We start from the raw sequence: 21,761 nt of genomic DNA, 5'->3' as shown, positions 1-21,761 counted from the left end.
TCCGCGTTGCCGGTTGTCGTCCCGTATGCCCGCCACCTAAGCCATAGGGCATCCGATGAAAACACTGGCCAAACTTCCCGTCACCATCGTCACCGGCTTTCTCGGCTCGGGTAAAACCACGCTGCTGCGGCACATGCTCGACAACGCCCAGGGTCGCCGAATCGCGGTGATCGTCAACGAATTCGGCGAGTTGGGCATCGACGGCGAAATCCTCAAGCAGTGCTCCATCGGTTGCACCGAAGAAGAAGCCAGCGGCCGTGTCTATGAGCTGGCCAACGGCTGCCTGTGCTGCACCGTCCAGGAAGAATTCTTCCCGGTGATGCGTGAACTGGTGGCCCGTCGCGGCGATCTCGATCACATCCTGATCGAAACGTCCGGCCTGGCGCTGCCCAAGCCGCTGGTGCAAGCCTTCCAGTGGCCGGAAATCCGCAGCGCCTGCACGGTCGACGCGGTAATCACCGTGGTCGACAGCCCGGCCGTCGCCGCCGGTACCTTCGCCGCCTTCCCGGACCAGGTCGACGTCCAGCGCAAACTCGACCCCAACCTGGACCACGAATCGCCACTGCACGAACTGTTTGCCGACCAACTGGCCAGCGCTGACCTGGTGATCCTCAACAAAACCGACCTGATCAACCCGGCAGACCTGGCCCGGGTGCGCCTGGAAGTCGCCGAAGAATTGCCGCCAGCGGTGAAAATCGTCGAAGCCAGCAGCGGTCGCCTGCCGCTGGACGTATTGATCGGCCTGGGTGCCGGTTCCGAAGAACACATCGACAGCCGCCACAGTCACCACGACCATCATCACGATGGCGACGACGATCATGACGACCACGATCACGACGCCTTCGATTCGATCTCCATCGAGCTGCCGCAAGCCGACGAAAGCCTGCTGCTGGACGCGTTGACCCAACTGGTGGTGCAGCACGGCATCCTGCGCGTCAAAGGCTTCGCCGCGATCCCGAACAAACCGATGCGTCTGCTGATCCAGGGCGTGGGCACGCGTTTCGACAAGCACTTCGACCGTCAGTGGGGCGCCGAAGAAGCGCGCGTCACCCGCCTGGTGCTGATCGGCCAGGAACTCGACGCCGCCGCGCTCGAAGCGCAACTGCGCGCCGCGCTCAGCGTGTAAGCCATGCACCTGCTCAGGACCCAGCCCGGCGGTTTCGTGTCGGATGACAACATTGCCGACCTTGGACAAACCCCCGCCGAGCTGGTGGTCCTGTGCAGCGGCGATTCCAGCCTGGCGCTGCTCGCCGAAGCGGCGCAGCAGTTGCCCGAGGATTACCCGAGCGTGCGCCTGGCCAACCCGATGCAGGTGCAGAACCATGCCTCGGTCGACTTGTACGTCGATGAAGTGCTGCGTCACGCCAAGGTGATCCTGATCTCGCTGCACGGCGGCATCGCCTATTGGCGTTACGGCATCGAACGACTGGTCGAGCTGTCGCAGCGCGGCGTGCAGGTCATCCTGGTACCGGGCGATGATCGTCCGGACCCGGAGCTCAGTGACCTGAGCACCGTCGGCGCCGAGGATCGCGACCGGCTCTGGCAGTTTCTGCGCCAGGGCGGCATGGGCAACGCCCTGGATTTCTTCCGCTGTCTGGCCAACCGCTGGCTGGCCCGTGATTACACCTGGGGCGAGCCGCAAACCCTGCCACGCACGGCGATCTACCATCCGCACAAACACTCTGGCGCACTGAGCGACTGGCAGGCCGACTGGTACGCTGATCAGCCGGTGGCGGCGGTGCTGTTTTACCGCTCGCATTTGCAGGCGGCGAACACTGCGTTCATTGATGTGTTTTGCCAGCGTTTGCAGGCGGCGGGGTTGAATCCACTGCCGATTGCGCTGGCCAGTTTGAAAGAACCCGGCTGCCTCTCGGTGGTCGAGGATTGGCTGGATGAAGTCGAAGTTTCAGTGATTCTGAATACCACCGGCTTCGCTCAATCCAGTCCGGAAGCCCCTCATCTGCGGCCGTTTCGCCGCAATATCCCGGTGATCCAGGCGATTTGCGCCCAGGACAACGAACCGGGTTGGCGCGCCAGTGAACAGGGGCTTGGCCCTCGCGACCTGGCGATGCACATTGCCTTGCCGGAACTGGACGGACGCATCATCAGCCGTCCGATCAGCTTCAAGGACCTGGCGTGGCGCAGTGAGCGCAGTCAGTCGGATGTGGTCTGCTACCGGCCACAACCGGAACGCATGGATTTCGTTGCCGAACTGGCGCGGCGCTGGGTCGAGCTGGCGCGGGTGCCCAATGCGGATAAACGCATCGCCCTGATTCTCGCCAACTACCCGACCCGCGATGGACGCATCGGTAATGGAGTGGGCCTCGACACTCCGGCCGCCGCGCTGAATATCCTGCGGGCGCTGCAGGCCGAAGGTTATCCGTTGCCGGCCCGATTGCCGGACAGCGGCACTGCGTTGATCCAGCAGTTGCTCGGCGGCGTCAGCAATGATCTCGAGACCCTCGACCAGCGTCCATGCCAGCAGAGTCTGGCAATGGATGAATATTTGAAGATGTTCGAGGCGTTGCCCGAAGCCAATCGCGCAGCGGTGCTGGAGCGTTGGGGCGCACCGGAAAACGACCCGATGTGCCGCAGCGGACGAATGATGATCGCCGGCCTGCGCTTTGGCCTGACTTTCGTCGGCATTCAGCCGGCGCGGGGTTATCAGGTCGATCAGAGCGCGGTGTATCACGACCCGGACCTGGTGCCGCCCCACGGCTACCTGGCGTTCTATTTCTGGTTGCGCAACACCTATGGCGCCCACGGCGTGATCCACGTCGGCAAGCACGGCAACCTCGAATGGCTGCCGGGCAAGGGCGTGGGGCTGTCGGAAAACTGCTGGCCGGATGCACTGCTCGGGCCGCTGCCGAATATCTATCCGTTCATCGTCAACGACCCGGGCGAGGGCGCCCAGGCCAAGCGGCGTACCCAGGCGGTGATCATCGATCACCTGATGCCGCCGCTGACCCGCGCCGAAACCTACGGTCCGCTGCGTAACCTCGAACTGTTGGCGGACGAATATTACGAAGCGCAACTGCTTGATCCGCGCCGCGCCCGAGAGTTGCAGCGCGACATCCTGCAACTGGTGCGCGACACCCACATCGACCGTGAGCTGCAGCTGGACGAACAGCTCGACAGCGATGCAGACGCGGCGATCTGGTTGCCGCGACTCGACACCTACCTGTGCGACTTGAAAGAGTCGCAGATCCGCGATGGCCTGCATGTGTTCGGCGAATCGCCCACCGGGCGTTTGCGCATCGACACCTTGCTGGCGTTGTTGCGCATTCCAAGGGGCGATGGCCGGGGGGCGCAATCGAGCCTGCTGCGGGCACTGGCCAAGGCTTTCGGGCTGGGGTTCGACCCGCTCGATTGCGCGCTGGCCGTGCCCTGGACCGGACCGCGTCCCGAACCGCTTTTGCTGATCAGCGACGAGACCTGGCGTACGGCGGGTGATACCCGTGAGCGCCTCGAGCTGTTCGGCACCCAAATGATCTCGGATGCTTTGGCTGACCCTTGTGGGAGCGAGCCGTTGTGGCGAGGGGGCTCGCTCCTACAGGGGGCGGGTTGGTCTGAGGTACAAGCCATCATCGACAATCTGCGCGAAGTGGTCGCTCCGCGCCTGGACGCCTGCGGTCCCGCGGAAATGCGCGGCCTGCTCGATGCCCTCGACGGGCGCTTCGTCCCGGCCGGCCCCAGCGGTGCGCCGAGTCGCGGGCGGCTGGACGTACTGCCCACCGGGCGCAACTTCTACTCGGTGGACGTGCGCAACCTGCCGACCACCACGGCGTGGCGTATCGGTTTCCAGTCGGCCAACCTGATTCTGGAGCGGCACCTGCAAGACCACGGCGATCATTTGCGCCAGATCGGCCTGTCGGTGTGGGGCACCGCGACCATGCGCACCGGTGGCGATGACATCGCCCAGGCCATGGCGCTGATGGGCGTGCGTCCGGTCTGGGCGACCGGCAGCCAGCGGGTCGATGATTTCGAGATTCTGCCGTTGAGCCTGCTCGACCGTCCGCGGGTGGACGTGACCTTGCGGGTGTCCGGTTTCTTCCGTGATGCCTTTGCCAATCTGATTCGCCTGTTCGACGCGGCAGTGCAAGCGGTGGCCGACCTCGACGAGCCGGACGACCTCAACCCATTGGCAGCCAAGGTCCGCGCCGAGCGTGCCGCCTTGCTGCAGGCGGGGCTTGATGAAGACGCGGCGCGACGTCAGGCCGGCTGGCGGATTTTCGGCGCCAAGCCCGGTGCCTACGGCGCGGGTGTGCAGGGCGCCATCGACGGTCGGCTGTGGCAAACCCGCGAGGATCTGGCCGAGGTGTACCTCAACTGGGGCGGCTACGCTTACGGCGGCTCCGACGAGGGCACTGCCGCTCGTGAACAGTTCAGCCAGCGCCTGAGCCAGGTGCAGGCGGTGCTGCAAAATCAGGACAACCGCGAGCACGACTTGCTCGACTCCAACGATTACTACCAGTTCCAGGGCGGCATGCTCGCGGCGGTGGAAAGCCTCAGAGGCGAGGCGGCAGCCAGCTATCATGGCGACCACAGTCAGCCGGACCTGCCGAAGATTCGCACCTTGAAGGAAGAGCTGAACCGGGTCATCCGCTCCCGCGCCGCCAATCCGAAGTGGCTCGAAGGCGTCAAGCGTCACGGCTACAAAGGTGCATTCGAAATGGCCGCGACAGTCGATAACCTGTTCGCTTTCGACGCCACCACGCAGTTGATCGACGATCACCAGTACGCCTTGCTGGCCGATGCCTATTTGCTCGACCCGCACACTCGGGATTTTGTTCGCGAACACAATCCCCATGCCTTGCGCGACATGACCGAACGCATGCTCGAGGCGCAACAGCGCGGGATGTGGAAGGAGCCCGGCGAGTACCGCGAGGCGCTGGAGAATCTGTTGCTGGACATAGAGGAAGACGGCTGATGCGCCACAGACCCTGTGGGAGCGGGCTTGCCCGCGATGACATTCATTCAGTCGACAAAAATGTTGCCTGACATTCCGCCATCGCGAGCAAGCTCGCTCCCACAGAGATTGGGGCGCCTGTGAGACCACCGACCATGACCGAGATAAAACCATGACCGACACCCCGCATTTCCCGCTTTCCGCCGTGGTCGGCGCCGACGAGTTGAAGCTGGCCCTGTACCTGACCGCCATCGACCCGAAGATCGGCGGTGTGCTGATCGAAGGCCCGCGGGGCATGGCCAAGTCGACCCTGGCCCGAGGCCTGGCGGACCTGCTGGCCAGCGGTCAGTTCGTCACCCTGCCTTTGGGCGCCACCGAGGAGCGCCTGGTCGGCACCCTCGACCTCGACGCGGCGCTGGGCGAAGGTCGTGCACAGTTTTCTCCCGGTGTGCTGGCCAAGGCTGACGGCGGCGTACTCTACGTCGACGAGGTCAACCTGTTGCCTGATCACCTTGTAGACCTGCTGCTCGACGTCGCCGCCAGCGGCACCAATCTGGTCGAGCGTGACGGCATTTCCCATCGGCACCCGGCGAAGTTCGTGCTGATCGGCACCATGAACCCGGAAGAGGGTGAACTGCGCCCGCAACTGCTCGACCGCTTCGGCTTGAACGTCGCCCTGGGTGGCCACACCGTGCCGACCGAACGTGGCCAGATCATTCGCCGTCGCCTGGATTTCGACACTGATCCGCAAGGCTTCTGCGCTGCATGGGAATCGGCGCAGGCTGCTCTGCGCGAACGTTGCCAGAACGCACGCAATGCACTGGCAAGCATTCCTCTCGACGACCAGGCGCTGGCGCAGATTACCGAGCGCTGCTTCGCCGCCGGTGTCGATGGTTTGCGCGCCGACCTGGTCTGGCTGCGCGCCGCCCGGGCGCACGCCGCCTGGCGCGGGGTGAACGCGATCGCCGAGGAGGATATCGACGCCGTCGCCGAGTTCGCCTTGCGCCATCGTCGTCGCGAGCATTCACCACCGGCACCTCAACAATCCCACGCGCCGCAACCCTCTGCGCCGCAAAACGCCAACCCGAGTGAAGGGCAGGGCCAATGGGGCGAACTACCTGCCCAGGCGCTGCCGGTCGGCGCACGACGTGAAGTGCCGAGCTGGCCAAAAAAGCCCTAGGCATTCGCTCTCGCTGTGACGCGGGGGCGAATGCCAGACCCCGGGCCGGGCGGCTGGACCATGGCAAACAGGGCAAGCGACACGCCGCTCGCAGTGGCTCGGTCAATTGGCCCGGCACATTGCTCAAGGGCCGGCCGCGTCAGCGCGACGATCTGTTGTTTCACCTGCGTACCCGTTCACCCCATGAACTGTGGCTGCTGATCGTTGATGCCTCCGCATCGACCCGTCGTCATCAGGCATTGAGCGATGCCAAGGGTTTGCTGGCGCAGTTGTTCGATGATGCCTATCGCCAGCGAGCCCGGCTGGCCTTGCTCACGGCCAGCGGTGCTGCACCCAGGTGGCAGGTGCAGGGGTTGAAGGCTTCGACGGGGCTGCGCCATTGGCTTGATGACCTTGGCGCTGGTGGCGGCACGCCGTTGCTGGCGGCCTTGAGCGAAGCGGGGCAGTGGCTTGCGCTGCGGCAAAAGCGTTTTCCGGCGGAGCAGCAGCGGTTGTTGCTGGTGACCGATGGAAGGCTCAAGGACTGGCCGCTGTTGCCGACGCTGGATTGTCCGGGGTTGTTGATCGACATCGAGCGCGGGCCGATCCGGCTGGGGCGCAGCAAGGTGTTGGCGGCGCAATTGCAGGCTGAGTATCGGCATATTGATGAGCTGTTGCTTGGCTGAGATCCGTTTTGTCTGTGCTGGCCTCATCGCGGGCAAGCCCGCTCCCACAGTGGTTGGTGATTTACACAAAATTTGTGTTCAGCGCGAAACCTGTGGGAGCGGGCTTGCCCGCGATAGCGGTGGGACAGTCAACATCACTTTCGGGCTACTTGCCCATCGCCTGCCGGTACTGCCGGGTACGCTTGCCGATGTACAACCGGTCGAGAATCAACGCCCACAACGCCGAGACATCAGGTCGGGTCTTGCGCCCACGGCTCAAGCGCTGCAGCTGGAACTTGACCACCGCCATGCTCGCCAGCGCCGCCAGAGGCTTGCGCTTCCAGCGGATCGGCGGCAGTTGCGGGTGACTGTCCCGGCCTTCACGCCAATGCCTGACCAAGTGCGGCTCCACGGCCAGCGCGGTGCCGATGCCGGCCATGGCGAGGCCACTGTCGAGGACCTGCTGGACGATTGCCAAGCGCCGGATCCCGCCGGTCACCATCACCGGCATCCGCGCCACGCTGGCCAGCTCACCGGCCATTTCCAGAAAGTACGCTTCGCGCGCCAGGGTCCGGCCATCGCGCGCTTCGCCTTGCATGGCCGGTGCTTCGTAACTGCCACCGGAAAGCTCCAGCAGGTCGATCGCTTGTTCGTTGAGCCACTGGATCACCTGCCGTGCATCGTCGGCGTCGAACCCCCCGCGCTGGAAATCCGCCGAGTTGAGCTTTACCGACACACAAAATTGCGGCGACACCACCTGACGGACCGCCGCGACGACGGACAACAGCAAACGCGCACGATTTTCCAGGGATCCGCCCCATTGATCGGTGCGCCGATTGGTCAGCGGCGACAGGAACTGGCTGATCAGGTAGCCGTGGGCGGCGTGGATCTGCACTCCGGTGAAACCGGCTTTTTCCGCCAGTGCGGCGCTGGTGGCGAAGCGTCGGATCACTTGCTGGATGTCGTCCTCGCTCATCGGTTTGGGCTCGGCGAACATCTTCGAGAACTGACCGAGATCCAGCGCGACCGCCGACGGCGCCAACGCTTGCTGGCCGAGGTTGGCCATGGTCTGGCGGCCAGGGTGGTTGAGCTGCACCCAGAATTGCGCACCGCCGGCGCGACCGACACTGGCCCACTGGCGGAAACGCTCCAGGTGTCGCTCGTCCTCCAGCGCGACGCCACCAGGCCCGGTCATGGCGTGGCGGTCGATCATCACATTGCCGGTCAGCAACAAGCCGGCTTCGCCCTCGGCCCAGGCCTGATACAGGCGCAACAGTGCCTGGTCGGGCACCTGATCGGTGTTGGCGAGGTTCTCCTCCATCGCGGCTTTGGCAATGCGGTTGCCGATGGTCTGGCCGTTGGGCAAATTCAACGCTTGAAAGGGCGACATGCTTGACTCCTCGTAGTGATGAGCAGAGGCTAAGCTTAAAGTTAACTTTAATGTCAAGCAGGAAGATGAGAGCGCAATGAAGATCGGTGAATTGGCGCAGTTGAGCGGGTTGACCGCCTCGCGCATCCGCTTTTACGAGTCTCAGGGGTTGATTCGGCAGGTCGAGCGTTCTGCCAACGGGTATCGGCGTTACTCGCAACAGGCGCTGCAAACCCTGCAGCTCATCCAGTGCGCACAGCAGGCCGGTTTCAGCCTGGATGAACTCAAGCAGTTACTGCCGGACAATGTGACGGGTGCCTTCAAGCACGATGAGTTGATGGCCGGCCTGCACCGCAAGGTCGAGCAGATCGAAGAGATGCAACGGCACCTTGCCCAGAGCAAGGCGCAGTTGCTGGGATGGATCGACTCTATCGAGGCCAAACCCGCAGGCATGAGCTGCGATGAAAATGCGGAAAGGCTGATGACGTCGTTCAAGCACTAGGCCGGGCAGGGACACGGCATCTGGGTGGGAGCGAGCCTGCTCGCGATGGCGGCCTGATGGACACCCGATAACTCAAGCCTGGCGATAAAACGTATACCGATCCTTCCCGGTATGCTTTGACTCATACAAGGCTTCATCGGCCTTGACCAGCGCCTGGTTCAACGTGTCGCCGTCGAGCACACGGGCCAGGCCGATGCTGATGGTCACCGGGTGACTGGTGGGTTGCTCGCGCACCACTCGACACAACTCGCCTGCCAGCGCCTCGACGTCTTCATGGCGCACGCCGGCCAGGTAAATCGCGAACTCCTCGCCACCCAGCCGCGCATATTCGTAGTCAGGCATCACCGACTTGATGTCCTGGGCGATGCGCTTGAGCACCTCGTCGCCAATGTCATGGCCGTAGACGTCGTTGACCTTCTTGAAGTTGTCGATATCGACCATCGCCAGGTAGTGGTCGTTTTCCCGCGGCACAGTGTTCAACTGCTGGTTGGCGCGGGTCATGAACGAGCGGCGATTGGGGATTTCCGTGAGGGTGTCGATATAGGCCTGGTCCAGCAGCAGCTTGGACATGATGAAGTTGTAGAGCTTGGCCTTGCGCAACGTCAGGAAGCTGTAGATGGTCAGGCCGCAGATGAATGCCGAGTAACTGATGGCCATCACCCCCCTCAGCTCCATGTGTTCGATACCCGTGTTGTAGAAGGGGTTGAGGAACGACCAGGTGATGATCTGCGCGGCAAAGAATGACCAGCGACTCAGCGGCAGTACCGAGGCGGTGAACAGGGTGGTCGACGCCGCCAGCAACAGCCAGGCGGGTTGGTGATCGCCGGACAGGCCGTTGGTCAGCAGTCGCGTGCCGAGAGCCATGGCGAATACAAACAGCAGGTTCAGCTTCTGGAAATGCCGGGCATCGCGGATCAACCGCAGGACGATGACGAGAATCGAAAAAACACCGACAAACACCAGCGAACGCCAGGTGAATGGCTGTCCGCCGATGAAACTGAGGATCAGGTCGTAGGCAATCCAGACGGCAATGCTGGCGATGTAGATCAGTACGCAAAAGGTGCGTAGCCGATCAAATTCATGCTGGAGAAATTCGGCCTTGAGCTTGGCCGGCGCCGATTTCTTCAGCACTTCATCTTCAATGGTTTTGTACATCGCCGACCTTGCTGCTGTGCTGGTTGTCGAGAATCACCTTACCCCAGGGTCGGTAGCGCAGGGAGAAAACCGACGTCGGGTGGCAACCCGGCGATGCGGTTTGCGGGGGCATCGATTCGGCACGGAAGGGTTGCCCGGCCGTGCTGGTTTGCCGGAACGCTTCCCTGACGATACCGATGGGGCAGGGCAGTGCATCGGCATAGCCGTTGCGAACCAGCAGTGGCAAGCGCCCGGTGCCGGCGCCGTCCTGCCACCACACCTGGATCCCGGCGTTGGCCAATTCGCCCAGCCACTGGCCATTGACCTGTGGCGCAAGTTTGCCGACGTTGAACACGCTGATGTGCAGCGGCGCGTCGAGCCTGGCGGAAAAGTCCTTGAGCTGGCGTTGCAGCGTTTGCCGGCGATCGAGCGGCAGAAAGTGCAGGTCATCCAGCTCCATGGGCAGGTACCAGCCGCTGACCGGGAGTTTCCACTCTTTGCGCAGTGTCTGCTGGCGGGCCAGCGACTGCCCCAGTTGCGTCTGCCAGTAGGTTGCCAGCCCGGCGCTGTCCAGTTCATTGATGCGCTGGTAATAGGCCGGGTCCATGCGCAGCCCCAGGACCAGATTCAGGCCTTGGGCCCGGGCCAGTTTGAGGCTGCCGGCGAGCCAGCCATTGGCGCCGCCGAAGTCGGAGTCGCCGTAGGCCGTCCATTGCACGATCACCGTGTGCGCGCCCTGGCGGGCGGTGTCCTGCCAGATGCGCTGCCATTGCGCCTGGCTCAGGTTGGCATCGGCATTGAGTGGCTGATAGAAAATCCGCTCGTCGGCATGGGCCGTCACGCCGCCCAGCAGCACGCACAAGGCCAGTAATAGTCGTCTCATCAGAAATTCAACTCCACGCCCAACAGCACGCCATTGGCGCCTTCATACAGATTGCCGCCCAATGATTGCTGATACTCGGTGCGGACCGTCAGGTGCGCGCGATAGGCGTTGTAGACATTGTCGTTGAACCACCATTGCCAGCGCAGGCCCAGGCCGGTGCGCAGGTCCTGGCGCCAGTCGTTGCTCGGGTCCTGGCTGGCAAACTCGAGAAAGCCGTACGGCATGAGCGTTTGTGCGCTGTTGAACGGCAGTTTCCAGGTGTGCCCTTGCTGGAAACGCGACAACCATTGATGGTCGCCGGCCTTGGTCCACCATGCCGCGTCGAGATAGAGAAAACGTTCTTCCCAATCGCTTTCGTCGACGCGCCAGTCGTTGCGATAACGCCCCTGGTCGAGGAACGACGCCGTAGCGCGCAGGAGGTAGTCAGTAGTGGTGTGCCCATCCTCACGATGATCCTCAGCCTGGTCGTTGACCTTGTCGGGAATCAGCATCTGGCCGAGGCTCAAGCCGTGGTTGTCCTGATCATTGAACTGGCTTTGCTTGTAGACCTCGCCGTAGAAGTTGATGTTGGCCGTACCCCAGGGCTTGTAGCGCAGGCCCACGCCGGTGGCGACGGACTCTGCATAACTGGAGCGACTCTGGCCGCCGAGCAGCACCCGTCCGTAGGCCGACAGCGAACTGCCAGCGCGGCTCGGTTCTTCGCCGAGCGCATGGTCCCACATGGCCAGTTGCACGTTCTGCGAGGTCGTGCGCCGTCGAGTACCGGTGCTTTCGTCGGGCCGCACGAAGTCGTTGGTCGACACCCCGGCCGGCGACCAGGTACTGGCGAAGGTCAGGGTATCGCGCCGGGACAGGGATTCATGGGCGCGCCGCTGGCGATAGCGCCGGGCTTCCATGCTGCCGTCCTCGTCGTCGGCCGCGACCGGGTTTTGTTCCAGGTCGATCACGCGTTCCAGTTCCTTGCGCGCCGAGGCGCTGTCCTCGACCTCGTCATACCGCCAGGCCAGGGTTTCGCCGAGGCGATAGTCTTCCGGGAAGTCCTGGGTGGCGCGTTGCAGGTACGGGATGGCGCGGGCACGTTCAGCCTTGGTCTCGGCACCGGCCAGGCGCACGCCGTAGTCGGCGCGATAACGGGGGTTGGCCGGATCGCGACGCACGGCCTCGGCGAGCCATTCGGTACTTTGTTGCAGCTCGCCGGCCTTTTGCGCCGTGACCGAAGCCGCATAGTAATGCTCGGCATCCGGTACCAGCTGCAGGGCGGAACGCTGGCGTTGCAGTGCGAGCGCGTGATCGCCCCGGGCATCGGCAATCGCCGCGCCCAACGTCCACTCATTGGCACCACGGGTGCGGCTCAGTTGCCAGTAGCGTTCGGCCGTTTGCGTGTCGCCGATGTTCAGGGCGCCACGGCTGGCGGTGAGGCGAGCATTGTCGCTGAGTTCGGCGTCTGGAATGCTGCGCCAGATGGCCAGGGCACCGGCCGAATCGCCGGCGGCTTCCAGGGCGTAGGCGAGTGGCAGGCGAGTGTTCTGGTCACCCATTTTTTCGGCGGTCTGGTAGTACACCACCGCTTCGCCGGGGCGCTCCGGCATCGCACAACGACCCAGGGCGCGGTAGTCGCCTGCGGCTTGCGGATGATCGCCAATCGCCTGTTGAACCGCGCCGCACTGGCCGTTTTCCGCCAATTGTGCCAGCAGTTGTCCGCGGGTGGCGGGATCGACGCGGTTGAGCAGTGAAGCGATGCGTTGCTGTTGTGCCGCGGTCGGTGTCGATGCGGCATACAACCCCGCCAACCGTTGCAGCAGGGGCGTCGGCAGCTTGCCGCCGTGGCGGTCGTAGGCGTTCTCGAGCAACTGTTGCGCATGTTCCCGCTGGCCGGCTTTCAGCGCCAGGTAGGTCGCCTGATCAAGCGAGTTGAGGTTGCCGGTCTGCTGGTAATGCCGCTCCCAGAATGCCGCCGCTTCGGTATCGTGATCCGATGCCTGGAGCAGTTCAGCGCGACGCTTGACCACGTCGGCGGTCTGCGGCTGGCTGGCGAGGTAGGCCATGATTTTGTCGCTGCGGCCTTCACCCTGCCAGACGTCGAGCAACTGTTCGCGACGTCGCGTGTCCCAAGGCTCTGGCAGACGGGTCGCTTGCAGCAGGTCGGTGGCTTGCAGGCGCTGGGCGAGGACCAGCCACGTTTGCGGATTTTCTTCGGGCTGACAACCTTTCAACTGGGTCAGCGCCGCTTGCGGATCACGGCGCGACAGCCAGTCGGCGGTCTCTAGGCACGGCCGCTGCAACTCCGCGCTCAAGCGTTGCACCGTGGCGCTGTCTCCGGTTTGCCGCGCCAGTTCCCACAGACGCTGGCGCTGCGTCGGATCGGCAAGGTCGGCGGGCGGTAGCGATTGCATCCAGCGTTGCGCCTGCTGGGTGTGGCCCATGGCGATCGCCCGGTCGACCATGGCCAGGCGAGCCTTGCGCGCGGCCTGCGGACTGGGCGCTGTTAGTAGCAATTGCTGCAAGGGTTGCTCGTCGAGGCGTTGCACGTAGGCGTTGGCCAATCGTTCCCAGCCTTGCGCGTCGAGCTGGTTCTTCGCGGCAAGCGGAGCCAATTGCTCGATGGTGCCGTTCCAGTCGTGCAACTGCTCGGACCAGTTGGCCCGGGCCAGGTGCAGGATGCGTTCATCGCCCTTGGGCGCCAGGTGCGCCAGCCAGTCATGGGCACGCGCCGCGCCGCCGAATTTGGCCAGGCTCAGGCTGTAGGCCTGCCACAAACGGATGCGCTGATTGAGGTTACTGGTGGCGATCCACTGTTCCACCTGGTCGCTGCCGGGCGGGTCCTGTTCGATCCAGGTCAGGCGCAGGTTGAGCAACGCGTCGCTGTTGGCCGAATTGTCGGGCAGCGCCTGCACGGCTTCCTTGTAGCGCCGTTGCCTGGCCAGTGATTGCACCAGCAGCGCCCGCGCTTCATCGTTGTTCGGCACCTTGCTCAGCAGGTGACGCATCAACTTTTCGACTTCGCCCCAGTTGCCTTTTTTCGCCTCACGGTAACTGCGGTCCATGTAGGGATAACTGCGAAACTGCTCGAACTCGGTCAGCGGTTCGGCGTGCACAGCAGTGGCCGAACTCAGGCTCAGCAGCAGGCTGCCCAGTAAAAGGGTGTAGCGGTGGCCGGCTGTCATGCGACCTCCCGGGCAATGCGGTAAGCCGCCTGTTGTTCGCTGGCCTGATCGGCCAGGGCTTGCTCGAGGATTTCCCGAGTGATCATGCCGCGTTCTATCAAGTGTTCGCCCAGTGACATTTTTTCCGCATCGAAATCGATCAACGCCTGATTGAACAGGGTTGGCGGCACCATGCCGCGTACTTGCAACAGATTGCCCAGCAGCACCTGGTGGTGGCTGACGCGCTCGATCAGGTCTTCGTCGTCCTGATGTTGCTCAAGCACCTCGAGCATCCGATGGACTTCTTCGCTTTGACGAGGGCTGGCGTACCAGTAGCGGATCCCCAGCGTCACCCGGCCTTGTGGCGCAAGGCGGCAACGCACCGGGCGCTTCAGTTGACGGCTGATGGCGCCGAGGGACACCTGGCTCACCGGGCCTTCGGACGCCAGCACCAGGGTGTCGCCTTCCTCGGCAACCGGCAGCACACCGTAGTGCGTGGCAATCTTGCGGGGTACTGCAGCGATCAGGTGCTTGTCGAGTTTGAACGGATTCAGCGGTGCCCATTCCAGGTCCAGTTGTTCTGCCAGCTCTTGCACAAGCTGCGTGGTGTCGATGTGCCCGCGCAGCAGCAGTTCACGACCCAGGCGCCGACGCACAGGGTTGGTCACCGCCGCTTCCAGCTGCTCTTCACTCAGCAAACCTTTTTCCACCAGTCGATGCCCGAGCGGGGTGCGCTGGGCCTGGGTCAAGGCGGGGAATTCGTGGGTGGTCTTGTCCCAGGCCACGCGACGTGAGTCGCCCATCTCCATGACCTGACGCAGCGCGCGCAGGTTGGCGAAGAAGTTGACGAAGTTGCTCCACATCATTCGCGGGGCGGACAGCAGCCCTTCGACCAGACCGTAATAGCGGGTGACGAACCAGCCGCGCTGGAACAACCGATTGAGCAGCATCAGGCCATTGAGCCAGAGCAAGGTCGTCAGCAGCGAACTGCCGGCAAGGATCGACGGATAACGCCAGGCGTTCGGTGAAATCACCGTCACCAGCCACATTGCCAACAGCACCACGAACAGTAGATTGACGAGGAAACTCAGCAGGTACGCAATCAAGCCGCGACGGTCGCGCCACAGGAAATAATTGAGCAGGCCCTTGGGGCTCCAGCCGAGGTTCTTGGTGCCCTGGAACACGATGCCGACGATCCAGCGCGACTTCTGCCGGATCGCGTGCTGCAAGTCCCGGGGAAAGTGCTCGCGCACGCAGATCACCTGGGAGAAAGCGCGGTTCATGCCGAACACCCAGGGCTGCTCCAGCGCCAATTTCGGATCGGTCACCGAATAGCGGGCGAAGATGCACTTCATGCCTTTTTGCTTGAGGCGAAAACCGATGTCGTAGTCTTCGGTCAGGCTCTGCACGTCGAAGGCGATACCGTCACCGTCCTCGAGCAGGGCACTGATCGCCTTGCGGCTGAAGCAGGTGCCGACGCCGGCGCTGGGCACTTGCCCGGTCAGCGCTTCGCGCACGATGACGTCCTTGCCATGGTTCTCGGCGAACTCGTCGACGTAGTGCCCGGCGGTGAAGCCTTTCCATTCCGGCGCGTAGGGGTAGACCGGAATCTGGATCAGGTCCTTGGCCGGCAGCAGGTAGTTGAACAGGCGCAACTCCATGGGCGAAATCACGTCCTCGGCATCGTGCAGGATGAAGCCGGCGAACTGGATCTTTGCATCGCTTTCAAAACGCAGGATGGCGTCGATCACGTTGTTCAGGCAGTCGGCCTTGCTGGTCGGGCCGGGGCGGGCGCATACCACCTTGTGCACGTTGGGATAGTGCAGGCAAACGGCGTCGACGTCGGCCTGGGTCTCGGCGTCGTTGGGGTAGGTGCCGACGAAAATCTGGTAGTTCTCGTAATCGATGGTCGAGGCGGCCAGGCGCGCCATTTCACCGACCACGCCGACTTCGTTCCACGCGGGCACCATGATCGCCAGGGGTTTTTCGCCGATGGTGTACAGCCGCTCTTCATCGGCGCGCTCGAATTTTTCATAGATCCGCCAGCGCCGGATCAGTTTGCGGGTCCAGTACACCAGGTCGATGAACAGGTCATCGAGCCCGAGAATGAACATCAGCAGGGCGAGGATAATCGCGAGGTATTTGAGTCCGAACAGCACGTAGGCAAAAAAATCGACCAGCTCCAGGCTCATACGGCTTTTCCCGAGGCCGCGCGATGTTTGAGCCAGACGCCGAGACGATTGGCGATCCGTTCGCTGGCGTGGCCGTCGCCGTACGGGCTATGGATACGACTCATGCGCTGGAACGTGGCCTGGTCATCGAGCAACAGGCAGGACTCTTTGACGATCCGGTCGGTGTCGGTGCCCACCAGCAGCACCGTTCCGCCTTCGAGCACCGATGGCCGCTCCGTGACATCGCGCAGCACCAGCAGCGGTTTGCCGATGGCCGGGGCTTCCTCCTGGATGCCGCCGGAATCGCTGAGGATGAAGTACGCACGCCCCATCAGCCAGACGAAATGCTGGTAGTCCTGCGGTGCCACCAGATAGATGTTGGGCTTGTCCGACAGCACGCTGTACACCGCGTTTTGCACCTGCGGGTTGAGGTGCACCGGGTAGACGAACTGCACGTCGGGATAGCGCTGGGCGAGGGTGGCCAACGCCAGGCAGATGTTGCGGAAGCCACCGCCGAAATTTTCCCGCCGGTGCCCGGTGATCAGCACCATGCGCCGGCTGTCGTCGAGCACGGCAAGTGGCGAGTCACTGGCCGGGTGCCACTGGCTCGCCTGTTGGTGGTCGCGCATCCATACCAGGGCGTCGATCACGGTATTGCCGGTCACTTCGATATTGGCCTTGGGCACACCTTCGCGCAGCAGGTTGTCTTCGCTCTTGGTGGTCGGTGCAAAATGCAGGTCGGCGATAACGCCGGTCAGGTGCCGGTTGGCTTCCTCCGGCCAGGGTGCGCGCAAATTGCCGGTACGCAAGCCGGCCTCGACATGGCCGATGGGAATCTGGCGATTGAAGGCGGCGAGGGCGGCAATGAAACTGGTGGTGGTATCTCCGTGCACCAGCACGATGTCCGGCTGCACTCGCTCGTAGGCTTTGTCGAGATGCCCCAGCAGTTGTTCCGAGAGGCCATTGAGGGTCTGGCCCTGGGTCATCACCTGCAAGTCTTCGTCGACCACCAATTCGAAAGAGTCGAGCACTTGCTTGAGCATTTCCCGGTGCTGGCCGGTGGAGCAGATGTTCAAAGCGATACCGGGCCAGTTACGCAGGACCCGAGCCAAAGGTGCCATCTTGATGGCCTCCGGACGCGTGCCGAAAACCATCATGACTTTAAAAGACATCAACCCTCCTGGGACCGCGCACGCCGAATACGTCGCGGCAGCTAATACCGATTATTTCCTGAGCATAGAATAAAGCAGCCGGATGGAGGGTTGTCCAATTAGTGGACGCGACTCGGAAAATTCGCACAATTTTGCAAGGCCGGGCTCACAACAGTCTCGGAAATGCAGAAGCGAGTGACGTGATAATTTTTGTGCGCTCATTGGCGAGCATGGTTCTGTGCTAATTCAAAGGGAGGTCAGATACATCATGAAATCCAGAATTTTCTGCCTTAAGGATAGAGCGGGAATGTGCTTTGGAGTGCTATTTTGAGTGCCTCTAATAGCACTCCAAGGAATAACTTCATGACACATATCGTGCTGTCGCAGGTCGTGGCGAGCATCTCTGAACTGAAAAGAAACCCTATGGGTACGGTTGCTGCCGGTGGTGGCTTGTCAGTTGCGATCCTCAACCGTAATGAACCCGCCTTCTATTGCGTCCCGGCAAAAGAGTACGAAGCGTTGATGAACCGTCTGGAGGATCTGGAATTGATTGCCCTATGCAAGGAGAGGGAAAACGATCCAACCATAAAGGTTTCAATTGATGACCTATGAACTGGAGTTTTCCGAAAAGGCCTGGAAAGAATGGAAAAAGCTTGGAGAAAACCTGAAGGGGCAGTTCAAAAAGAAACTAAAAGAACGTTTGGTCAATCCACACGTTCTCGCAGATCGCCTCGGCGGGCTCGGTAACGCCTACAAAATCAAGTTACGCAGTGCCGGGTATCGAATGGTTTACCGCGTGCAAGATGAGGTGCTGGTGGTCACTGTAATTGCTGTAGGGAAAAGAGAGCGGGGAGAGGTCTACAAGGACGCACTCGAACGCTAGCAGTCTGAATTACAGGCTGCATCGAAATGGCCCATCTCGGCCCGGTTGTGAACCAGATACCCGCCTCCTGTAGCCAACGGTAGCGCCTGACAGTCCGTGCGTTTGGTAACGCTTTTTTCTGTCTGCACGCATCCCTCTGATTCAAAACAAATTTCAATCCTCCTCCCATTCCCTTCACATCCTGTGGCACACTTTCTGCTGTCTATTCCGTTGTTACATACCACGTTCCGGTATAGCGGAATAAACATCACCCTGGAGTGCTTGCCATGCATCGCCGACCTTCCTTGTTCAAAGCGTGTGTTTTTCTGTTCGCGGCCACCGCCGCTGCCATGGGCGTGGCCCAGGCGGCGGACAGCAAGCTCGACAGCGTTCTGGCCCGCGGCAAACTGATTGTGGGCACCGGCAGCACCAATGCGCCGTGGCACTTCCAGGGGGCGGATGGCAAGTTGCAGGGTTTCGATATCGATATCGGGCACATGATTGCCAAGGGGCTGTTCAACGACCCGAGCAAGGTCGAGTACGTGGTGCAGTCGTCCGATGCGCGGATTCCCAACCTGCTGACCGACAAGGTCGACATCAGTTGCCAGTTCATCACCGTGACGGCCAGCCGCGCCCAGCAAGTGGCGTTTACCCTGCCGTACTACCGTGAAGGTGTCGGCCTGCTGCTGCCGGCGAACAGCAAGTACAAGGAAGTCGATGACATGAACGCCGCCGGCGATGGCCTGACCGTGGCGGTGCTGCAGAACGTCTATGCCGAAGAGCTGGTGCACCAGGCGCTGCCCAAGGCCAAGGTCGATCAATACGACAGCGTCGACCTGATGTACCAGGCCGTGAACTCCGGCCGTGCCGACGCGGCGGCCACCGACCAGTCTTCGGTGAAGTACCTGATGGTGCAGAACCCCGGCCGCTATCGCAGCCCGGCCTACGCCTGGAGCCCGCAGACTTACGCGTGCGCGGTTAAACGCGGCGATCAGGACTGGCTGAACTTCGTCAACACCACGCTGCATGAGGCCATGACCGGTGTTGAGTTCCCGACTTACGCGGCGTCGTTCAAGCAGTGGTTCGGCGTAGACCTGCCGTCGCCAGCGATCGGTTTCCCCGTCGAATTCAAATGACCCCGTGAGAGCGGGGCGTGCGCGCCCCGCTCAAGGTACTGCTGACCATGAACTATCAGTTGAACTTTGCCGCCGTGTGGCGCGATTTCGACACCTTGTTGGCGGGGCTCGGCCTGGGCCTTGAACTGGCCCTGGTGTCGATCGCCATCGGCTGCGTGATCGGCCTGATGATGGCGTTTGCTTTGTTGTCGAAGCACCGCGCATTGCGGGTGCTGGCGTCGGTGTATGTCACGGTGATTCGTAACACGCCGATCCTGGTGTTGATTCTGTTGATCTACTTTGCGTTGCCGAGCCTGGGGATCCGTCTGGACAAGATTCCTTCGTTCATCATCACCCTGTCGCTGTACGCCGGGGCCTACCTGACCGAAGTGTTCCGCGGCGGTTTGCTGAGCATTCCCAAGGGCCAGCGCGAAGCCGGGTTGGCCATTGGTCTGGGCGAGTGGCAGGTCAAGGCCTACGTCACCGTGCCGGTGATGCTGCGCAATGTCTTGCCGGCGCTGTCGAACAACTTCATTTCGTTGTTCAAGGACACCTCGCTGGCGGCCGCGATCGCCGTGCCGGAGCTGACCTATTACGCGCGCAAGATCAATGTCGAAAGCTACCGGGTGATTGAAACCTGGATGGTGACCACGGCGCTCTATGTGGCGGCCTGTTACCTGATTGCCATGATGCTGCGTTACCTCGAACAGCGTCTGGCGATTCGCCGATAGGAGCTCCCCATGTACGAATCCCCCAGTTGGTTGCATGAATTATGGGTCGCGCGCGAAGTGCTGCTGCAAGGCTTCCTGACCAGTGTCCAGGTGTCGGTGCTGGCGATTCTGCTCGGCACGCTGCTTGGCGTCGTCACCGGTCTGGTGCTGACCTACGGCAAGTTCTGGATGCGCGCGCCGTTTCGTTTTTATGTCGATGTGATTCGCGGCACGCCGGTGTTCGTGCTGGTGCTGGCGTGCTTCTACATGGCCCCGGCACTGGGCTGGCAGATCAGTGCGTTCCAGGCCGGTGCGCTGGGTTTGACGCTGTTCTGTGGTTCCCACGTCGCCGAGATCGTGCGCGGTGCCCTGCAGGCATTGCCGCGCGGGCAGATGGAGGCGAGCAAGGCCATCGGCCTGACGTTCTACCAGGCCCTGGGTTATGTGCTGTTGCCCCAGGCGTTGCGGCAGATCCTGCCGACCTGGGTCAATTCGTCGACCGAGATCGTCAAGGCCTCGACCCTGTTGTCGGTGATCGGCGTGGCGGAATTGCTGCTCAGCACCCAGCAGATCATCGCCCGGACCTTCATGACCCTGGAGTTTTACCTGTTCGCCGGTTTCCTGTTCTTCGTCATCAACTACGGCATCGAGTTACTCGGCCGGCACATTGAAAAGCGGGTGGCTTTGCCATGACTCAGACTCAAACCCATGCACAAGACGGCCAACCCCTGCTGGATATTCGCGGCCTGCACAAGCGTTACGACCAGCTCGAAGTGCTCAAGGGCGTCGACCTGACCCTGCAACGCGGCAACGTGGTGACGTTGATCGGCTCCAGCGGCTCGGGCAAGACCACCTTGCTGCGCTGCGTGAACATGCTCGAAGAGTTCCAGGGCGGGCAGATCCTGCTCGACGGCGAATCCATCGGTTATGACGAGGTCAACGGCAAGCGCATTCGCCACCCGGAGAAAGTCATCGCCCGCCATCGCGCCATGACTGGCATGGCGTTCCAGCAGTTCAACCTGTTCCCGCACCTGACCGCGTTGCAGAACGTCACCCTGGGCCTGCTCAAGGTCAAAAAGCTGCACAAGGACGAGGCGGTGGCCCTGGCCGAAAAATGGCTGGAGCGCGTCGGCCTGCTGGAACGGCGCGATCACTTTCCCGGTCAGTTGTCCGGCGGCCAGCAGCAGCGCGTGGCGATTGCCCGGGCGATCGCGATGAACCCGAGCCTGATGCTGTTCGACGAAGTGACCTCGGCGCTGGACCCGGAACTGGTCGGCGAAGTGTTGAGCGTGATCAAGGGCCTGGCCGAAGACGGCATGACCATGCTGCTGGTGACCCACGAAATGCGCTTTGCCTTCGAGGTTTCGGACAAGATCGTTTTCATGAATCAGGGGCGCATCGAAGAGCAGGGGCCACCCAAGGCGCTGTTCGAGCGCCCGCAATCGCCGCGTCTGGCGGAATTTCTCAAGAACACGCGTTTTTGATCCTTCAATTTTCAATCAGGAGAAACACTCATGAGCATTACTCGTTACGGCACCGGCAGCGCCGCTGCAGGCGGCACGCCTCGTCCTTTCGCCCGCGCCGTTGAAGCCGATGGCTGGCTGCACGTTTCCGGGCAGGTGCCGGCGGTGGATGGCGAGATCATTACGGGCGGTATCGTCGAACAGACCCACCAGACCATGAGGAACCTGATCGCCATTCTGCAGGAGGCCGGTTATGGCCTGGAAGACGTGGTGCGTGCCGGCGTGTGGCTGGAGGACCCGCGGGATTTCACCAGTTTCAACAAGGTCTTCTCCGAGTACTTCAAACCTGAACACGCCCCGGCGCGGGCCTGTGTGCAGGCGAACATGATGGTCGACTGCAAGGTCGAGATCGACTGCATTGCGTACAAGAAAAAGGCTTGAACCGAGTCGCGCCCATCGCGGGCAAGCCACGCTCCCACAGGTTCTGTGTGCTGCCACAGATTGCAGACACATCATCAATCCCTG

The 21,761-nt window shown here is 62.2% G+C and carries 18 protein-coding genes; 12 read left to right on the top strand and 6 right to left on the bottom strand.

The window, feature by feature from the left end:
* The first annotated feature begins 55 nt into the window (after positions 1 to 55).
* From cobW to AB4O16_RS03295, 4 genes are all read left to right on the top strand, one after another.
* Entirely contained in the window at positions 56 to 1,126 is a 1,071-nt protein-coding gene (gene cobW / locus AB4O16_RS03310; RefSeq protein ID WP_460156983.1) for a cobalamin biosynthesis protein CobW, read from the top strand.
* A gap of 3 nt (positions 1,127 to 1,129) precedes the next feature.
* Positions 1,130 to 4,930, top strand: a complete 3,801-nt coding sequence (gene cobN / locus AB4O16_RS03305; RefSeq protein ID WP_460156982.1) for a cobaltochelatase subunit CobN — start codon at positions 1,130 to 1,132, stop codon at positions 4,928 to 4,930.
* 151 nt (positions 4,931 to 5,081) lie between these two features.
* Positions 5,082 to 6,089 carry an ATP-binding protein gene (locus AB4O16_RS03300; RefSeq protein ID WP_160386216.1) on the top strand — a complete coding sequence of 336 codons (1,008 nt, stop codon included), beginning with the start codon at positions 5,082 to 5,084 and terminating at the stop codon, positions 6,087 to 6,089.
* A gap of 119 nt (positions 6,090 to 6,208) precedes the next feature.
* Positions 6,209 to 6,754 (top strand): vWA domain-containing protein, encoded by a 546-nt coding sequence (locus AB4O16_RS03295; protein WP_460156981.1) that lies wholly within the window; start codon positions 6,209 to 6,211, stop codon positions 6,752 to 6,754.
* A gap of 145 nt (positions 6,755 to 6,899) precedes the next feature.
* Here AB4O16_RS03295 and AB4O16_RS03290 read toward each other — a convergent pair whose 3' ends face one another.
* Positions 6,900 to 8,123 carry an NADH:flavin oxidoreductase/NADH oxidase family protein gene (locus AB4O16_RS03290; RefSeq protein WP_460156980.1) on the bottom strand — a complete coding sequence of 408 codons (1,224 nt, stop codon included), beginning with the start codon at positions 8,121 to 8,123 and terminating at the stop codon, positions 6,900 to 6,902.
* 76 nt (positions 8,124 to 8,199) lie between these two features.
* Here AB4O16_RS03290 and AB4O16_RS03285 point away from each other — a divergent pair, with 76 nt between their 5' ends.
* Positions 8,200 to 8,604 (top strand): MerR family transcriptional regulator, encoded by a 405-nt coding sequence (locus AB4O16_RS03285; protein WP_460156979.1) that lies wholly within the window; start codon positions 8,200 to 8,202, stop codon positions 8,602 to 8,604.
* Between the two features lie 72 nt (positions 8,605 to 8,676).
* On the opposite strand, the gene AB4O16_RS03280 is transcribed toward AB4O16_RS03285, so the two are convergent.
* Genes AB4O16_RS03280 through wecB form a run of 5 tightly spaced genes read right to left on the bottom strand, consistent with a single transcriptional unit; the run spans position 8,677 to position 17,107 of the window.
* Positions 8,677 to 9,759 (bottom strand): GGDEF domain-containing protein, encoded by a 1,083-nt coding sequence (locus tag AB4O16_RS03280; protein WP_460156978.1) that lies wholly within the window; start codon positions 9,757 to 9,759, stop codon positions 8,677 to 8,679.
* Entirely contained in the window at positions 9,743 to 10,621 is an 879-nt protein-coding gene (locus tag AB4O16_RS03275) for a DUF4434 family protein (protein ID WP_460156977.1), read from the bottom strand. The genes AB4O16_RS03280 and AB4O16_RS03275 overlap by 17 nt, the downstream gene beginning before the upstream one ends.
* Entirely contained in the window at positions 10,621 to 13,785 is a 3,165-nt protein-coding gene (locus tag AB4O16_RS03270; protein WP_460156976.1) for an NfrA family protein, read from the bottom strand. Before AB4O16_RS03270 ends, AB4O16_RS03275 begins: the two co-directional genes overlap by 1 nt.
* Positions 13,782 to 15,956 carry a cyclic di-3',5'-guanylate-activated glycosyltransferase NfrB gene (gene nfrB / locus AB4O16_RS03265; RefSeq protein ID WP_460156975.1) on the bottom strand — a complete coding sequence of 725 codons (2,175 nt, stop codon included), beginning with the start codon at positions 15,954 to 15,956 and terminating at the stop codon, positions 13,782 to 13,784. Before nfrB ends, AB4O16_RS03270 begins: the two co-directional genes overlap by 4 nt.
* On the bottom strand, positions 15,953 to 17,107 hold the full coding sequence (wecB, locus tag AB4O16_RS03260; protein WP_460156974.1) for a non-hydrolyzing UDP-N-acetylglucosamine 2-epimerase: 1,155 nt from the start codon (positions 17,105 to 17,107) through the stop codon (positions 15,953 to 15,955). The genes nfrB and wecB overlap by 4 nt, the downstream gene beginning before the upstream one ends.
* 342 nt (positions 17,108 to 17,449) lie before the next feature.
* On the opposite strand from wecB, the gene AB4O16_RS03255 reads away from it, so the two are divergent.
* The 7 genes from AB4O16_RS03255 (at position 17,450) to AB4O16_RS03225 (ending at position 21,677) form a co-directional block, all read left to right on the top strand.
* Positions 17,450 to 17,698, top strand: coding sequence for a type II toxin-antitoxin system Phd/YefM family antitoxin (locus AB4O16_RS03255; RefSeq protein WP_460156973.1), 249 nt, complete (start codon positions 17,450 to 17,452; stop codon positions 17,696 to 17,698).
* Complete coding sequence (locus AB4O16_RS03250; RefSeq protein WP_460156972.1) at positions 17,688 to 17,969, top strand: type II toxin-antitoxin system RelE family toxin; 282 nt, start codon at positions 17,688 to 17,690, stop codon at positions 17,967 to 17,969. Before AB4O16_RS03255 ends, AB4O16_RS03250 begins: the two co-directional genes overlap by 11 nt.
* 266 nt (positions 17,970 to 18,235) lie before the next feature.
* Positions 18,236 to 19,084 (top strand): transporter substrate-binding domain-containing protein, encoded by an 849-nt coding sequence (locus tag AB4O16_RS03245; protein WP_460156971.1) that lies wholly within the window; start codon positions 18,236 to 18,238, stop codon positions 19,082 to 19,084.
* A 47-nt stretch (positions 19,085 to 19,131) separates the two neighbouring features.
* Positions 19,132 to 19,794, top strand: a complete 663-nt coding sequence (locus tag AB4O16_RS03240; RefSeq protein WP_109636084.1) for an amino acid ABC transporter permease — start codon at positions 19,132 to 19,134, stop codon at positions 19,792 to 19,794.
* Between the two features lie 9 nt (positions 19,795 to 19,803).
* Entirely contained in the window at positions 19,804 to 20,466 is a 663-nt protein-coding gene (locus tag AB4O16_RS03235) for an amino acid ABC transporter permease (protein ID WP_150716876.1), read from the top strand.
* Complete coding sequence (locus tag AB4O16_RS03230; RefSeq protein ID WP_160386207.1) at positions 20,463 to 21,257, top strand: amino acid ABC transporter ATP-binding protein; 795 nt, start codon at positions 20,463 to 20,465, stop codon at positions 21,255 to 21,257. Before AB4O16_RS03235 ends, AB4O16_RS03230 begins: the two co-directional genes overlap by 4 nt.
* Before the next feature lie 30 nt (positions 21,258 to 21,287).
* Positions 21,288 to 21,677, top strand: coding sequence for a RidA family protein (locus AB4O16_RS03225; RefSeq protein WP_460156970.1), 390 nt, complete (start codon positions 21,288 to 21,290; stop codon positions 21,675 to 21,677).
* Positions 21,678 to 21,761: the final 84 nt, after the last annotated feature.

The sequence above is a fragment of the Pseudomonas sp. S2_H10 genome (assembly GCF_054668285.1).
The sequence above is the reverse complement of the archived record's forward strand: the minus strand, read 5'-3'. Positions and strand labels throughout refer to the sequence as shown.

Coding starts and splice junctions, on each gene's coding strand:
- AB4O16_RS03300 (WP_160386216.1), top strand. CDS start 5,082: ATGACCGACACCCCGCATTTCCCGCTTTCCGCCGTGGTCGGCGCCGAC.
- AB4O16_RS03240 (WP_109636084.1), top strand. CDS start 19,132: ATGAACTATCAGTTGAACTTTGCCGCCGTGTGGCGCGATTTCGACACC.
- AB4O16_RS03245 (WP_460156971.1), top strand. CDS start 18,236: ATGCATCGCCGACCTTCCTTGTTCAAAGCGTGTGTTTTTCTGTTCGCG.
- nfrB (WP_460156975.1), bottom strand. CDS start 15,956: ATGAGCCTGGAGCTGGTCGATTTTTTTGCCTACGTGCTGTTCGGACTC.
- wecB (WP_460156974.1), bottom strand. CDS start 17,107: ATGTCTTTTAAAGTCATGATGGTTTTCGGCACGCGTCCGGAGGCCATC.
- AB4O16_RS03250 (WP_460156972.1), top strand. CDS start 17,688: ATGACCTATGAACTGGAGTTTTCCGAAAAGGCCTGGAAAGAATGGAAA.
- AB4O16_RS03235 (WP_150716876.1), top strand. CDS start 19,804: ATGTACGAATCCCCCAGTTGGTTGCATGAATTATGGGTCGCGCGCGAA.
- AB4O16_RS03230 (WP_160386207.1), top strand. CDS start 20,463: ATGACTCAGACTCAAACCCATGCACAAGACGGCCAACCCCTGCTGGAT.
- AB4O16_RS03290 (WP_460156980.1), bottom strand. CDS start 8,123: ATGTCGCCCTTTCAAGCGTTGAATTTGCCCAACGGCCAGACCATCGGC.
- AB4O16_RS03280 (WP_460156978.1), bottom strand. CDS start 9,759: ATGTACAAAACCATTGAAGATGAAGTGCTGAAGAAATCGGCGCCGGCC.
- cobW (WP_460156983.1), top strand. CDS start 56: ATGAAAACACTGGCCAAACTTCCCGTCACCATCGTCACCGGCTTTCTC.
- AB4O16_RS03275 (WP_460156977.1), bottom strand. CDS start 10,621: ATGAGACGACTATTACTGGCCTTGTGCGTGCTGCTGGGCGGCGTGACG.
- AB4O16_RS03270 (WP_460156976.1), bottom strand. CDS start 13,785: ATGACAGCCGGCCACCGCTACACCCTTTTACTGGGCAGCCTGCTGCTG.
- AB4O16_RS03225 (WP_460156970.1), top strand. CDS start 21,288: ATGAGCATTACTCGTTACGGCACCGGCAGCGCCGCTGCAGGCGGCACG.
- cobN (WP_460156982.1), top strand. CDS start 1,130: ATGCACCTGCTCAGGACCCAGCCCGGCGGTTTCGTGTCGGATGACAAC.
- AB4O16_RS03255 (WP_460156973.1), top strand. CDS start 17,450: ATGACACATATCGTGCTGTCGCAGGTCGTGGCGAGCATCTCTGAACTG.
- AB4O16_RS03285 (WP_460156979.1), top strand. CDS start 8,200: ATGAAGATCGGTGAATTGGCGCAGTTGAGCGGGTTGACCGCCTCGCGC.